Annotated in this window: 14 protein-coding genes; 1 reads left to right on the top strand and 13 read right to left on the bottom strand. The window is 62.1% G+C overall.

Annotated elements, in window-relative coordinates:
* Positions 1-39: 39 nt before the first annotated feature.
* Positions 40-1,929, bottom strand: coding sequence for a putative bifunctional diguanylate cyclase/phosphodiesterase (locus BCL93_RS00805; protein WP_112053213.1), 1,890 nt, complete (start codon positions 1,927-1,929; stop codon positions 40-42).
* Between the two features lie 382 nt (positions 1,930-2,311).
* Between BCL93_RS00805 and BCL93_RS00810 the strand changes: the two genes are divergently transcribed.
* The gene (locus BCL93_RS00810) at positions 2,312-3,106 is read left to right on the top strand and encodes a 2OG-Fe dioxygenase family protein (protein ID WP_112053214.1); all 795 of its coding nucleotides are present in this window, start codon (positions 2,312-2,314) and stop codon (positions 3,104-3,106) included.
* A gap of 259 nt (positions 3,107-3,365) precedes the next feature.
* Here BCL93_RS00810 and BCL93_RS00815 read toward each other — a convergent pair whose 3' ends face one another.
* The 12 genes from BCL93_RS00815 to truA form a co-directional block, all read right to left on the bottom strand.
* Entirely contained in the window at positions 3,366-3,947 is a 582-nt protein-coding gene (locus tag BCL93_RS00815) for a YceI family protein (protein ID WP_112053215.1), read from the bottom strand.
* A 90-nt stretch (positions 3,948-4,037) separates the two neighbouring features.
* Complete coding sequence (locus tag BCL93_RS00820; protein WP_112053216.1) at positions 4,038-4,592, bottom strand: cytochrome b; 555 nt, start codon at positions 4,590-4,592, stop codon at positions 4,038-4,040.
* A 227-nt stretch (positions 4,593-4,819) separates the two neighbouring features.
* Positions 4,820-6,025, bottom strand: coding sequence for an O-succinylhomoserine sulfhydrylase (locus BCL93_RS00825; protein ID WP_112053217.1), 1,206 nt, complete (start codon positions 6,023-6,025; stop codon positions 4,820-4,822).
* Between the two features lie 11 nt (positions 6,026-6,036).
* Positions 6,037-7,566 (bottom strand): amidophosphoribosyltransferase, encoded by a 1,530-nt coding sequence (gene purF, locus BCL93_RS00830; protein ID WP_112053218.1) that lies wholly within the window; start codon positions 7,564-7,566, stop codon positions 6,037-6,039.
* A gap of 64 nt (positions 7,567-7,630) precedes the next feature.
* Positions 7,631-8,218, bottom strand: a complete 588-nt coding sequence (locus tag BCL93_RS00835) for a CvpA family protein (RefSeq protein WP_112053219.1) — start codon at positions 8,216-8,218, stop codon at positions 7,631-7,633.
* On the bottom strand, positions 8,215-8,916 hold the full coding sequence (locus tag BCL93_RS00840) for an SPOR domain-containing protein (RefSeq protein WP_112053220.1): 702 nt from the start codon (positions 8,914-8,916) through the stop codon (positions 8,215-8,217). The genes BCL93_RS00835 and BCL93_RS00840 overlap by 4 nt, the downstream gene beginning before the upstream one ends.
* 42 nt (positions 8,917-8,958) lie before the next feature.
* A complete protein-coding gene (folC, locus tag BCL93_RS00845; protein ID WP_112053221.1) occupies positions 8,959-10,326 on the bottom strand; it encodes a bifunctional tetrahydrofolate synthase/dihydrofolate synthase in 1,368 nt (455 codons plus the stop codon).
* Positions 10,327-10,337: 11 nt separating this feature from the next.
* The gene (gene accD, locus BCL93_RS00850; RefSeq protein ID WP_112053222.1) at positions 10,338-11,288 is read right to left on the bottom strand and encodes an acetyl-CoA carboxylase, carboxyltransferase subunit beta; all 951 of its coding nucleotides are present in this window, start codon (positions 11,286-11,288) and stop codon (positions 10,338-10,340) included.
* Between the two features lie 85 nt (positions 11,289-11,373).
* On the bottom strand, positions 11,374-12,177 hold the full coding sequence (gene trpA / locus BCL93_RS00855) for a tryptophan synthase subunit alpha (protein WP_112053223.1): 804 nt from the start codon (positions 12,175-12,177) through the stop codon (positions 11,374-11,376).
* Between the two features lie 26 nt (positions 12,178-12,203).
* On the bottom strand, positions 12,204-13,391 hold the full coding sequence (gene trpB / locus BCL93_RS00860) for a tryptophan synthase subunit beta (protein WP_112053584.1): 1,188 nt from the start codon (positions 13,389-13,391) through the stop codon (positions 12,204-12,206).
* Positions 13,392-13,436: 45 nt separating this feature from the next.
* Positions 13,437-14,069, bottom strand: a complete 633-nt coding sequence (locus BCL93_RS00865; RefSeq protein ID WP_112053224.1) for a phosphoribosylanthranilate isomerase — start codon at positions 14,067-14,069, stop codon at positions 13,437-13,439.
* Positions 14,070-14,161: 92 nt separating this feature from the next.
* Positions 14,162-15,106, bottom strand: a complete 945-nt coding sequence (gene truA, locus BCL93_RS00870; RefSeq protein WP_112053225.1) for a tRNA pseudouridine(38-40) synthase TruA — start codon at positions 15,104-15,106, stop codon at positions 14,162-14,164.
* Positions 15,107-15,111: the final 5 nt, after the last annotated feature.

The following is a 15,111-nucleotide window of genomic DNA, read 5'->3' on the forward strand; positions in this document are numbered from 1 at the left end:
GATAGTCATGCAAAATCAGTGGCTGAATCAGTGGCTGAATCAGTGGCTCGGCAGTTGGCCACGGACCGCCATCAACGAGCTCTGCAGGCGACCAATATCGTCGGCGCTCATCGGCTTGAAGTAGTAAAACCCCTGCACCAGGTCACAGCCAAACTCGCGAACCAGCTCAAGCTGCTCCTCGTTCTCGACGCCCTCGGCGACCACTTCCAGGCCAAGCTGGTGGCCGATGAAGACCATCGCCGCCATGATGGCGCGATCGCTTGGCTCATCCGGGGCATCCCGCAAAAAACCACGGTCGATCTTCAACGACGTGATCGGAAACTGCTTGAGATAGCTCAGTGACGAATAGCCAGTGCCAAAGTCGTCGATGGCGATTTTCATGCCGCGATGGTAGAGCCGGCGCAGCGTAGTGAGGATGTGCTGATCAGCCCGTATCAAGACGTTCTCGGTCAGCTCGATGCCGATATCCCGAGTCGTCAGGCCAAACTGGTCCATGCAGCTTTCGAGGTAAGCGAAGACATCATGCTGGATCACTTGTTTGCCGGAAAGGTTGATGTCGATACGACAGTCCCCCAGGCCCGACGCCTTCCACTCGGCCTGCTGACGACAGGCCTCATGGATGACCCACTCGCCAATGCGATAGATCAGATTCGAGCGCTCGGCCACCGGGATAAACTCTGACGGCGGAATGCTGCCACCTTCGCAGGGGAACCATCGGACCAGGGCTTCCAGGTTCTCCACCCGACCACTGGTGGCAGCCACTTGCGGCTGATAATACAGCTCCAGCTCACCATCACGCAGCGCTCGCTGCAGACGCTCGACCAAACGGTACTCATGAATCAGCTCATCATGCAGACGCTGATCGAAGAGCCAGTAGGCCTGCCCGGTGGCAAGCTTTGCCCGGTTCTTGGCCACATCGGCATTCTGGATCAATTCGCGTGCACTACGCCCATTATCCGGATAGAGGCTGACCCCGAACTTAAGGCTGACATGCAACTCGCCAAGCCCGATATCGAAGGGTTCCTCGAAGGCTGAGAGCACCTTTTCGACCAACGGCATCGCGTTGCTGCCGGCCTCGAGATGCGGGAAGGCCATCACGAATTCATCGCCACCAAACCTGGACAGTAGATCAGAGCTTCGCTGGCAGCTACGCAAGCGATGAGCAACCTCAACCAGCAGGCGGTCGCCGAGCTCGTATCCCTCGGCATCGTTGATCTCGCCAAAGCCTTGTATATCGGCGAACACCACGGCGACCACTTCTCCCAGCCGCCCGGCATTGGCCAGACACTCATTGAGCTGGGTCGCAAACGTCCCGCGATTGGGCAGCATGGTCAGGGAGTCGAACCGAGTGACAAAGTCCAGGTCTCGCCGAGCCTGTTTCTGGTCGGAGAGGTCGACATCGATGCAGAACATCAGCGGTTCTTCGGTATGCTCGCCAAGCATGACATGGTGGGAGAATACCGACACCGGCTCGCCGAACTTGCGCTTGAGTTCGAGTTCAGTGGCCGGAATCTCGATGCCCTCCTGCACCCAGGCACGATGGGCATCGATGACCCCGTAGCGCATCTCGCTAGGAATGATCAGGTCTTCGAGCAGCTGGCCCTGTGCCTCATGACGCGTATAGCCATAGAGCTCGGTACTGGCCGAGTTCCAGTAGATGACGCGCCGATCGCGATCGTAACCCTGCACGGCCACCTTGGGCAGGCTTTCCAGCAGGGCCCGAAAGCGCTGCTCGCTTTCGGAATAGTGGCGCTGAACCCTCTCGAGATCGCCAGCCCCCGATGTGACCGCCGCTTCATCGCGCAGGATTCGCTTCAGGCAGAAGTAAAGCGCCAGGCACAGTAGCACTATACCGGCGATCTGGAGAAAGTGCGGATTATCGAGGGTGGCGCAAATCAAGACCGCCACGGCGATCAGACCAGAAAACATCAGCGTTCTGGTATACCGCCATGTGGCTAGCCGATTGAAAACGCTAGATATGTGCCGAAAGGCAAAAGGCAAGTACACGTATCCCAGATCATCGTAGGGCACCGCCGGCAACTTCGCTCAAGACTATCCTCTCGGCGAAGTGTGGCAATACTCACACCCCAATAACTTACTGTGATCCTTCATGATGCCTTCCATGCTGAAGGGCTACACGCCATGCGTCTCCCATCCTAGCTTAAATACGAGCTGATCGTATCGTGGCTGTGAGAAATTTACACGTTTGATTGGCTTTCTTGACCAACTATCTCAAACCTTGAGGGGTTGCCTTTGTAGCAGCTTTTCCTGCTGCCAGTACTGGCAGCATAACCCCAAGAGGTATGAGACCATGAAAAACGAAAGCCTGAAACACGGTTACGACCTGTCTGCTGTCGCCCAGCCAATCCTCCCGGCTTACTGGGAGCCTAGCGTCTTTCAGGAACTGTCTCGCCAAGGCTGGAGCCTGGCCGACATCTCGTCGCACATCGATCTGGATGCCTGGGCAAGCTTCCTGCCCACTCTCCCCAGGGACCCCTATGTGAACCGCCGCTGGAAGCGCATGTCCTGGCTGAACATCACCGAAGACGGCGAGGTAGACGTCATGGGCGACTGCCCCATGGCGCAGGGCGGTGCCTTCAACGATGCGGAAAGCATGGCCGACAAGCTTCGCTACTACCCGGCCCTGGAAGAGCGCTTCACGGAACGTCAGGACGTCAAGGCCTTCGTCAAGGCCTGGGCCAAGCTGTGGGGGATCGGCCCACGTGAGCCGATCCTCATGCAAATTACCGGCAGCCGTGGCAAGGGCATGGTCGACCCACTGCAAGGGCAGGGGATTCATGCCGACGGCTGCAAGTTCCTGAGCATCCTGGTCATCAATCGCGACAATGTCGATGGCGCTACCAATCGCCTGTATGCCGACAAGGCCGGCCAGCAGCCGTTGCTGGAGCACGTCACCGACCCCGGACAGGTATTGCACCTGTATGATGACCGGCTCTTCCACAGTGTCGATGCCATGACCCAGCGGGATCAGAGCCGTCCCTTCGAGCGCTTTATCATCATCATCAATTGTCGCTTCGTGGACGGATTCCAGAACCGCATGCTCCGTCGTCACTTCCCCGATGCCGTGCTAAACAACGTCTTCTAACACAGTCCAATCACCCTAGGAGAAACCACAGACAACAGGGGCAACATGACTGACTATCCCGAAAGCAGCGAACGGAACTCGCGCACCGGCCAACTTCGTTGGCCGGTTTTTTTATCTCACCTCAGGCTGCACTTTCCACAGACCTTTCCCACAGACGTTTCCCACAGAACTGTTGCCATCAAACTTGTCCGTTGCGGCATAAAAAAAGCACCACCGGTCGCCCGGCAGTGCCCTGGTCATCACCTGTACGAGGCGCGTCTTACTGACGAATGCCCTCAAAGGTGACATAGAGCTCAAGCTCTTGCATCGGCGCCGGCATGCTGCTCATGTCGATGTCAAAGTCGGCAAGCGTCAGGGTAGTGCTGCCCTCGAAGCCTTGGCGATAGTTGCCCCACGGATCTTCACCACCGCCGATGTGCTCGACGTTCATCTCGATTTCCTGCGTCTTGCCATGCAGGCTCAGCTCGCCTGTCAGCACACCCTCACCTTCGCCGGTCGACTCGAAACCGGTAGATGTAAAGGTGGCCGTCGGATATTCCCCGGCATTGAGGAAATCTTCACTGAGAATATGCTTATCACGCTCGGCCTGGTTGGTGTTCAGGCTTTCGACATCAACCTCCATGGACACTGAGGACGCTGCCAGGTTCTCGGGATCGTAGCTGAAGTCGCCACTGAACTCCTCGAAAGAACCCAGAATGTAGGAGAAGCCCAAGTGACTGATCTTGAACTGTACGAAGGCATGCTGCCCCTCGGTATCGATCATGTAATCAGCGGCCTGAGCCTGGCTCACGGGCACCAGAGCGGCAGCGGTCAGGGCGGCTAGTGCTGTCTTCTTCAACATCATCTTGCTCCTTCTTGGATGAAAGCTTGTCTGGGCACCGACTTGGCGACGCCCGGCAGTGGGAGACTGATGCGACGCATCAACACACCGTCACGGCTTGCGCGAGATACGCGGGTTAACCATGCGAACCAGAACGTCATGGCGGTCAATAACGTGATGCTTGAATGCGGCCAGCATGTGAACGATAGCGAGACCGATCAGGGCCAGAGCGAGATACCAGTGGACAGTGCCGGCAAGCGTTGCCTGGCGAGGCAGGTCGCTGACAATGGCCGGCACCTCAAACCAATCGAATACGCTGATGCCGCGCCCATCGGCAGTAGAAATAAGGTAGCCGCTGACGAGAACGGCCACCAGCAGCACATAGAGCCCCAGATGGCCAAGCTCGGCGGCAAGCCGCTCGAACCTTGCTCCGGGCAATGCCGGCGATGTGCTTGCGGCTCGCCAGGTCAGGCGTAAAAGCGTCGCAGCGAACAGCAGCATGCCGATCGAACGATGCCACCAGGGAGCCAGGTTATACCAGCTGTCGTAGTAGCCTAGATCGGTCATCCACCACCCGAGGGCGAAGAGTCCGACGATCGCGACAGCACTGACCCAGTGCTGCACAATGCTGACGATGCCCCACCCTCGCCGAGTATTACCCCACATTCCCCTGCCCTCCTGGCCTTGGTAATGGGTGCCACCACAGTGGAGCTGCCGCTACGTGAAGAGTTGACTGTATATCAGTTCCTGATCATACCTATCGGGCCCGCGTGGAACAGCGCAAAAATATGAACGTTTCATGTACTTTACGCCAACGATGGCCGCGGCCTGCCCCAGACACAGCAACGCCCCGACAAGCGGGGCGCCATTCATGGACATGAGCCGGATAAACGTCAGCTCATCAGCGCATCGAGCCCACGGGCCAGATCGCCCTTGATGTCCTCGATATCCTCAAGGCCCACCGAGACTCGGACAAGCCCTTCGGCGATGCCGGCAGCGAGCTTCTGCTCATCGGAGAGACGGCCATGAGTCGTCGTGGCGGGATGGCCAATGGTGGATTTCACGTCCCCCAGGTTGCCAGTGATCGACAGGATGCGGGTGGCATCGATGACCGACCAGGCCGCCTCGCGGCCACCCGCGACTTCGAAGCCCAGCACCCCGCCGAAACCGCGCTGCTGATCGGCGGCCAGCCGATGCTGCGGGTGAGTCTCAAGGCCGCTGTAATGAACCTTGCTCACCGCCGGATGTGCGTCAAGGAAACGCGCCAGCGCCAGCGCATTGTCACAGTGGGCGCGCATGCGAAGGCTCAGCGTCTCCAGGCCCTTGAGGAACACCCAGGCGTTGAAGGGGCTCATGCAGGGCCCGCAGGTCCGCACCACTCCGTAGAGCGCTTCGAGTTCCTTGTCACGACCGACCACCGCACCGCCCAGCGCACGGCCCTGGCCGTCCAGATACTTGGTGGCCGAGTGGATCACCAGATCGGCGCCCAGCGCTAGCGGGCGCTGCAGCGCCGGCGTCAGGAAGCAGTTATCGATCGCCAGTAGCGCGTCATGGCGATGAGCGATCTTGGCGAGGGCCGGGATATCCACCACCTCGGAGAGCGGATTCGACGGCGTCTCCGCGAACAGAAGCCTGGTCCGCGGGGTCATCGCCGCTTCCCAGGCCTCCAGATTCGACAGCTCCACGTAGTGGGTAACGATGCCAAACTTGGCGAGGTACTTGTCGAACAGGCTGACCGTGGAGCCGAACAGCGAGCGCGACGCGACGATCTCGTCGCCGGCCTCTAAAAGCCCCAGCACCGTGGACAGAATGGCGGCCATGCCCGAGCTGGTCGCGACACAGCGCTCGCCGCCTTCCATGGCCGCCAAGCGCTTCTCGAAGGTGCGCACCGTGGGATTGGTGAAACGCGAATAGATGTTGCCCGGTTCTTCCCCGCCGAACTTGCGCGCCGCCTCGGCGGCACTGCCATAGACGAAGCTCGACGTCGGGAAGATCGGCTCACCGTGCTCCTGTTCCGCGGTGCGGGCATGGCCAGCGCGGATCGCCTGGGTATCGAGCGCCCACTCATGCCAGGCCTCAAAGCCGCTTTCGTCGTTCATGCCGTCTCCCTTCAAGCGAATTCGTCGTCCTGATCATCGTCCTGATTGTGCATGCCGACCAGGGCATGGTCACCGGCGCTATGATCCTTGGCGGAGTCGTTACGCGAGGCTTGCAGGTTGTTCAGGTAGGCCTCATCGATATCGCCGGTGATGTAGCGGCCATCGAAGACCGAGCAGTCGAAATCTTCCAGCGCCGGATTGACGTCACGACAGGCCGTCTTCAGGTCTTCGAGATCCTGATAGATCATGCGATCGGCACCGATCAGGTCGCCCACCTCAGCCTCGGTGCGACCATGAGCAATCAGCTCTTCGGCCGACGGCATGTCGATGCCATAGACGTTCGGGTAACGCACGGGCGGTGCGGCAGACGCAAAGTAGACCTTGTTGGCGCCGGCCTCGCGGGCCATCTGGATGATCTCGTTGCAGGTGGTGCCACGCACGATGGAATCATCCACCAGCAGCACGTTCTTGCCCTTGAACTCGACGTCGATGGCATTGAGCTTCTGACGCACCGATTTCTTGCGCATCGTCTGCCCCGGCATGATGAAGGTCCGCCCGATATAGCGGTTCTTCATGAAGCCTTCACGGTAGGTCACCCCAAGATGCTGGGCGAGTTCCAGCGCCGAGGTCCGCGAGGTATCGGGAATCGGGATCACCACGTCGATGTCGTAGTCCGGCCACTCCTGACGGATGCGATCGCCCAGCTTACGGCCCATCTGCATGCGTGTGCCGTAAACATAAGCACCGTCGAGGATGGAATCCGGACGCGCCAGATAGACATGCTCGAAGATGCAGGGGGCAAGTATGGGATTGTCGGCACAGGACTGGGTATGAATATTGCCATCGAGGTCGACGAAGATCGCCTCGCCCGGGGCCAGGTCGCGGTGCAGTTCAAAGCCGCCCACGTCCAGCGCCACCGACTCCGAGGCGATCATCACCTCCTGGCGCCCTTCTTCCTGACGGGTGCCGAAGACCACCGGACGAATGCCGTGAGGGTCACGGAAAGCAACCATGCCATAGCCGTTGATGATGGCCACGGCCGCATAGCCACCGATGCAGCGACGATGCACCCGACGAACGGCGTCGAAAATGTCCTCCGGGCCCATGCTCAGACCCTGCTTGCCGAGCTCATGGGCGAAGACGTTGAGCAGCACCTCGGAGTCGGAGCTGGTATTGATGTGACGCAGGTCGCTTGAGAACAGCTCCTGCTTGAGCTGGTCGGAGTTGGTCAGGTTGCCGTTATGGGCAAGCGAAATGCCGTAGGGCGAGTTGACGTAGAACGGCTGTGACTCCGCTTCGCTGGAGGACCCGGCAGTCGGATAGCGTACATGGCCGATCCCCAGGTTGCCCTTGAGGCGGCGCATATGGCGGGTGTGGAAGACATCACGCACCAGGCCATTACTCTTGCGCAGCAGGAAGCGTCCCTCGTGCCAGGTCATCATCCCGGCGGCGTCCTGTCCGCGATGCTGAAGGACCGTCAGGGCGTCATACAACGCCTGGTTCACCGCCTGATTGGCCATTAGGCCTACGATACCGCACATTCCGGCTTACCTCGCTTGCAATGGTGCTTCGACGCCGAACGGGCCGACGCCATGAAAAAACGGTTCAGGGTGCGCCATCCTCGCGCGCAGGAGCGGTGTCGCTCGCCGGGGCGTCCTGCCCCAGAATGTCTGGCAGAGAGAGTGAGCGCAGCTGCTCGGCACGCGCTGGATCCTGGCGTTCCCAGGCCGCAACGCGATCGAGCGTCCAGGCTTCGAGACGCTCGAAGGTAGGCCGAACCTCGGCATTCTGCCAGGCGCTGAGCTGCTCGAGCGGCGTAAAACCAATCAGCAGCGTGGCCAGCACCAGGATCACTCCGCCCTTCAGGGTGCCGAACACGGCACCGGCAATCCGGTTGAAAAAACCCATGCCGACCCACTCGACGGCAGCATGCAGAAGGCGGATGACGATGCCGCCAAGCATGATGACCACGAAGGTCACCAACACGAAGGCCAGCACCAGACGGCCATCGGGGCTGTCGATCAACCCGGACAGCATGTCCGCCACTGGCTCGGCGAAGAAGCGTGCCGCCAGCAGGGCCAGCACCCAGGTAGCGAGCCCTAGGCCTTCCTGGACCAGACCACGCATGAAGCCGGCCAGCATGGTAACGGCCAGCACCCCCACAAAGATCCAGTCGATCCACGTCAGCGTCATGGTGACATCCTCACCACCAGACCCTGCAGATTGGCCTTGGCCTTGAGCTCGCTGCGCGCACGCTCGCCATCCTCGGCGCTAGCATAGGGGCCAACATAAACAGCGGTCAGGTCATTGCCCCGTGGGCGACTAAAGACGTTGAAGCCCTGGGTCTCAAGCTTTTTCGCCAGGCGCTCGGCGTTGCCTGGCTCACCAAAGCTGCCGGCCTGCACCGACCAATCGCCGGAGGCAGCACGCTTGGCTTCCGCCGCCCGAGCAAGCTCAGCGATGGGGTCTGCTGACTGTTCTGCCCCAGCGGTGTCGGCCTGATTCTGAGGTGCAGCGGCCTCAGACGCAGATGTCGACTCTCGGGAGGCGACGGTCGTCGCCCCTGCTGAGTCGGATGCGGCGTCTTCTGAGGCGGCTGAAGACTCTTGTGAGGCCTCAGGGTCGTCGTTGCCACTTATCATGCTCGACTGAGCTGGGGCCGAGGCATTCTGCTGACCCTCCACATCGCGGGATGTCTCATCGAGCCGACTCGGCGGCTGCGGGTCATCGACCTCCACGCGCTCGACGTCCAGCGGCGCCTCGATGCTGAGCATCGGCTGGGGTCGCTCATCTCGTGATACCGGGTCGTCGAAGAGCATCGGCAGAAAGATCACTGCCAAGGCTAGCAGGATGATCGCCCCACTCAGTCGTTCACGCATTCCGTACTTCATTCACCCCTCCCCGGCTCGCCTTCCTGGCGCGCCACTTATCTGCTACGCCTGCAGCGAAGGATCGTCCGCTGACGATTCCCAGCGCGCCAGCACCTCCGCCACGGTAAAGAAGGACCCACACACCAGCACTTCATCTTCAGCCTCGAGGTGCGCTTCGAGCCAGGCCGCCCCGGCGGCCGGCGAGTCGGCAAGCGACATCACCTTACCGCCTCGGGAGCGAATCAGATCGGCCAGATCGCCGGCAGACCGGGCCCTGTCGCCGCCAAGGCTGGCCGGCACCCAGGCATCAACGACCTCGGCCAATGCCGTCACCACACCGTCGGCGTCCTTGTCAGCGAGCATGCCCAGCAGCGCGACGCGACGCCCGGCACAGGGCCGCTGCGACAGCCGGTCGGCGAGATAGGCGGCGGCATGAGGATTATGTCCCACATCCAGGCACCAGTTGCCTCGCCACTGCATGCGCCCGGCGAGCACCACCTCACGGAAGGCACGGCGACAGGCCTCAGCCTCGAGGGTCACACCGGCGAGTGCCAGCGCCTGCAGCGCAGAGGCCGCATTGTCCAGCGGCAATCCGGGATCAGGCAGCGCCGTGAGAGCAAGGCCTTCGCCCTGGGCGTCATGGCCCTGCCAGCACCAGCCCTCGGCGGCAGCGCTCTGGGTGAACTCTCGTGCCAGGCAGTGCACCTGTGAACCCAGCCGGGCCGCCGTGTCGTGGACGCTTGCCGGCAGCGATGCACTACCCAGCACCGCCGGGCGCCCGGCCCGCAGAATACCGGCCTTCTCGCGACCGATGCCCTCGAGGTCGGTACCTAGAAATGCGGCATGATCCTGGGCCACGGTGGTGACCACCCCGACATCGGCATCGATGACGTTGACGGCATCCAGCCGGCCGCCCAGCCCCACCTCCAGAATGGCGAGATCCGGATGGCGCTGGCCAATCGCCCAGAGCCCGGCCAGGGTTCCGGCCTCGAAATAGGTCAGGCTGACCGGCTCATCCTCGAGGCGCGCTGCCTCGACTCGGGCGAAGCCCCCGACCAGGGTCGCGTCGCTGGCCTCCTCGCCGTCAAGGCGCAGACGCTCGTTGTAGCGCAGCAGATGAGGCGAGGTGTAGGTAGCGGTAGTAAGCCCGTGGGCGCGAGCCAGGGCGTCGAGCATGGCGACCGTCGAGCCCTTGCCGTTGGTTCCGGCCACGGTGATGATCTTGTCCGCGACACGGGCTTCTACACGGGCGTCTACACGCTCTGCCGCACCGGTTTGGGAAAGCCCCAGACGCGCGGCGACCTTGGCCACGCGTTCGAGGCCAAGGTCGATGCTGACCGGATGCTGCTGCTCGAGGCGCTCGAGCCAGCCCTCAAGGCTTGAGGGCTGGCGGTCACTGACCCGCGAAGATGGCGGTTGAACTGCGCTCATGACGGCTGGTGTCAGGCCTCGCGGTTAACGTCTTCGGTCTCTGGCTCGGCCAGGTCTTCGGCCTCATCAACCAGATCCGGCTCTTCGCTCTCCGGCAGGCCGGAGGCTGGCTGGTGGGTCAGCTTGCGCAGCACGCCGCCTAATCGATCCCGCATTTCCTGGCGATGCACGATCATGTCGACAGTGCCATGCTCGAGCAGGAACTCGCTGCGCTGGAAGCCTTCCGGCAACTTCTCGCGGACCGTCTGCTCGATCACCCGCGGACCGGCGAAACCGATCAGGGCATTGGGCTCGGCGACGTTGAGATCACCAAGCATCGCAAGCGAGGCCGAGACACCGCCGTAGACCGGATCGGTGAGCACCGAAATGTAGGGAATACCGGCCTGCTTGAGCTTCTCGAGGGCCGCCGAGGTCTTGGCCATCTGCATCAGCGAGAACAGGGCTTCCTGCATGCGCGCGCCACCGGACGCGGCGAAACACACCAGCGGAACCCCCTCCTCGAGAGAACGCGTCGCGGCCTGTACGAACTTCTCGCCGACCACGGCCCCCATGGAACCGCCCATGAAGCTGAACTCGAAGGCCACGGCCACCAGCGGCATGCCATCCAACTGGCCGCGCATAGCGATCAGGGCATCGTTCTCGCTGGTATTCTTCTGGGCCGCGCCGAGGCGATCCTTGTACTTCTTCGAATCACGAAACTTGAGACGATCCACCGGCTGCAGATCGGCCGCAATCTCTTCGCGGCCGTCCTGATCGAGGAACCAGTCGAGACGCTTGCGCGCGGTCAAGCGCAGATGATGGTCGCACTTGGGACAGACGCTCTGGTGCTTTTCCAGCTCGGGGAGGTACAACACCCCTTCGCACTTGGGGCACTTGCGCCACAGGCCATCCGGCACGCTAGCGCGACGGTCCTTGCGCTGAATGCGCCCCATGGAGGGCACGATCTTGTCTAGCCAGCTCATATCAGAAGGTTTCCATCATGCGGGGCCCGGCGCGACCGGGCCGATGTTGATTCAAATGTCGCAGCGCGTCATGCGCTCATCGGCGTCAGGCGTCCAGCGCCTGACGCATCTCGCCAAGAATATCCTTGAGACGCGGCGCGATGGCCGCCGGATCGTCGACGCAGGCAGCGATCTGTCCGACCAGCACACTGCCGACGATGACACCCTCGGCGACCTTGCCCACGGCCGCTGCTGTCGCGCCGTCGCGAATCCCGAAGCCGACGCACAGCGGCAGGTCAGAGAGCTTGCGCAGCGGCGCCAGGTGCGCGTCGATTTCGTCGACGTTCAGCGTCGCGGCACCGGTCACGCCCTTGAGCGAGACATAATACAGATAGCCTTCGCCATGGGCGCTGATTGTACCGGCGCGAGCATCCGAGGTGGTAGGGGCCACCAGGAAGATCGATTGCAGACCGCGCGCCTTGAGCACGGGGCCGAATTCATCCGCCTCTTCGGGCGGCATGTCGACGGTCAGCACGCCATCAACGCCGGCATCGCTCGCCTGGTCGGCGAAGGCCTCGTAACCCATGCGCTCGATGGGGTTCAGATAGCCCATCAGCACCACCGGGGTGTCGGTGTCCTGTTCGCGGAACTCACGCACCATGGCAAACAAATGGGTGAGACGGGTGCCGTGCTTGAGTGCCCGCTCGCAAGCCTTCTGGATTACCGGGCCATCGGCCATCGGGTCGGAAAACGGCACCCCCAGCTCGATGATATCCGCGCCGGCCTCGACCAGTGCATGCATGAAGCCCACGGTGTACTGGGGCGCGGGATCACCGGCGGTGAGGTAGGGAATCAGGGCCGTGCGGCCCTGCGCCTTGAGCGTGGCGAAGCGTTGGTCGATTCGGTTCATACCCTTGTCCTGGTCGCGGTCCACGATTAAATCTCGATGCCATCAAGCTTGGCGACGGTGAGAATATCCTTGTCACCGCGCCCCGAGAGATTGATGACGATATGCTGGTCGGGCCGCATGGTCGGGGCCAGTACCTTGGCATAGGCCAGCGCGTGGGCCGACTCGAGGGCGGGCATGATGCCCTCGACATGAGTAAGCTCGCGGAATGCCTCGAGCACCTCCTTGTCGTTGGCGGCCACATAGTTGACGCGGCCGACATCCTTCCACAGCGCATGCTCAGGCCCCACGCCCGGATAGTCGAGGCCCGCCGAAATGGAGTGGGTCTCGGACACTTGGCCGCCTTCGTCGGACATCAGGTAGGTGCGGTTGCCGTGCAGCACGCCCCTTGGGGCATTGCCGGTCAGCGGCGCCGCGTGGCGACCGGTCTCGACGCCGTCACCGCCAGCCTCGACGCCGTACATGACGACGTCCTCGTCCTCAACGAAAGGATAGAACAGCCCGAGCGCATTGGAGCCACCGCCAACGCAGGCGATCAGTGCATCCGGCAGGCGTCCGATCTGCTTGAGAGACTGCTCCCGGGCCTCGCGACCAGCCACGGCGTTGAAGTCGCGCACCAGCATCGGATAGGGATGAGGGCCGGCGACGGTACCAATGATGTAGAAAGTGTTATCGACGTTGGTCACCCAGTCGCGCAGTGCCTCGTTCATGGCGTCCTTGAGGGTGCGCGAACCAGACTCGACCGGGATCACGGTAGCGCCCAGCAGCTGCATGCGATAGACGTTGAGCTTTTGGCGCTGGACGTCTTCGGCGCCCATGTAGATGGCGCATTCGAGGCCCAGGCGGGCCGCCACGGTGGCCGTCGCCACGCCGTGCTGGCCGGCACCGGTCTCGGCGATGACCCGTGGCTTACCGCTCTTCTTGGCCAGCAGGGCCTGGCCGATGGTGTTATTCACCTTGTGAGCGCCGGTGTGGTTCAGGTCCTCGCGCTTCAGCCAGATCTGCGCACCACCCAGTTCCCTCGACCAGCGCTCGGCATGGTAAAGCGGAGAAGGACGGCCCACGTAGTGGGCCAGATCATGGTCGAATTCGGCCTGGAATTCGGGATCATCGCGAAGAGCCAGATAGGTCTCTTCCAATTCCTCCAGGGCGAAGCTCAACGTTTCCGAGACGAACCGGCCGCCGTAGGCGCCGAAATGGCCTCGTGCATCCGGCATGCGGGTCAGGTCGCTGAACTTGGTCACGAAAGACACCTCACAGGGTCACTTGAACTTGGATGGGTAGGTCGTAAGGACTTGGCGCAGGAAATCGTCGATCTTGGCCGCCGCCTTGATGCCGGGCGCTGCTTCAACGCCGCCGGAAACGTCCACGGCAAAGGGGCCAACTGCACGGATGGCCTGCTGTACATTCATCGCGTGCAAACCTCCCGCCAGAATAACAGGTTTTGCCAGGTTTGCGGGGATTCGAGACCAGTCGAAGGTCTCGCCGGTTCCGCCGGGAACACCGGGTTTATAGGCATCCAGCAGCAGCGCCCGGGCCTTGCCATAGGCGCCTGCAGCGGCCTCGAGATCGACCCCTTCCCGCATACGCAGCGCCTTGATGTAGGGCCGCGAAAACCCCTCGCAGACATCAGGTGTCTCGTCGCCGTGGAACTGCAGCAGATCGAGGTGCTCACAGGCCGCCTCGACGAACTGCGCATCCTGATCAACCACGAGGCCGACGCGTGTCACGAAGGCAGGCACCCGAGCACTCAGTTCAGCCAGCCGCGCAAGATCGATGGCGCGTTTGCTGCCCGGCCAGAGCACGAACCCCAGCGCATCGGCTCCGGCAGCAACGGCCGCATCAACGTCTTCCTCTCGGGTAAGACCACAGATTTTTACACGCGTGCGCTGCATGTCAGGCCTCTCGTTGCGGTCGGCGGCGTTTAGGGCAAGCCCTTATCAGGGCGTGGAATCTAGAGCAGCCCACCCCAGGGCGGCCCAATCCTCTAGCGCGGTTTGCCCGCTTCGATGAAGCCCGGTGGCACCGAGGCATGGGTCGGCCGGGAACGGCGGAAATCAACCAGCGGACAGTCCGGCAGCTCCCGCTCGCCGGTCCACTCGCCGAGGAAAGCCAGCAGGTTCGGCCCCAGGGGCTCTCGCGGCAGTTCATAGACGTCATCGTAGACCGAGTCGACGAAGTGCAGGCCGCATCCCGGTGCCGTGGCGCTGCCCTGGGTACGATCCTTGAGGGCGAGCAGCCGCGCCAGGTAATCCCGCCCCTGCTCGCCGCGACCAACGGCGATCAGCGCGCCGACGATGTTGCGAATCATGTGGTGCAGGAAGGCATTGGCCTGGACATCGACCACCACCAGCGCCCCATGTCGATGCACCTCGATGAAATGCAGGTGGCGCTGGGTGGTCTTGGACTGACAGCCCGCGGCGCGGAAGCTCGAGAAATCATTTTCGCCCACCAACGCCTGGGCCGCTTCATGCATGGCAGGCACATCCAGCGGATCACGACACCAGGTGGCATTGGCGCGTTCCAGTACCGGGCGACTGGGCTGATTGAGAATGACGTAACGGTAGCGCCTGCCAAGCGCCAGGAAGCGGGCGTGAAAATCGTCCGGTACCGCTTTGATCCAGTGCACGGCGATATCACGCGGCAGGTTGGCATTGGTACCAAATACCCAGGCCTTCTCGGAGCGCGGCGCCGGGGCATCGAAATGCACAATCTGACGGGTCGCATGAACGCCACTGTCAGTTCGACCGCTGCAGTGAACGGTGACTGGCGTATTGGCCACACGGGCCATCGCTTTTTCGAGCGCCCCCTGCACCGAGGGGGCCTGCTTCAGGCGCTGCCAGCCACAGTAGCGGCTGCCGTCATACTCGACCCCCATGGCCATTCGGCCAGTCAGGGGATGCTTTTCATCAAGGGACTCGAAAAGGGGCATCGGCT

This window comes from Onishia taeanensis, from assembly GCF_003268885.1.
Taxonomy (GTDB): domain Bacteria; phylum Pseudomonadota; class Gammaproteobacteria; order Pseudomonadales; family Halomonadaceae; genus Onishia; species Onishia taeanensis_A.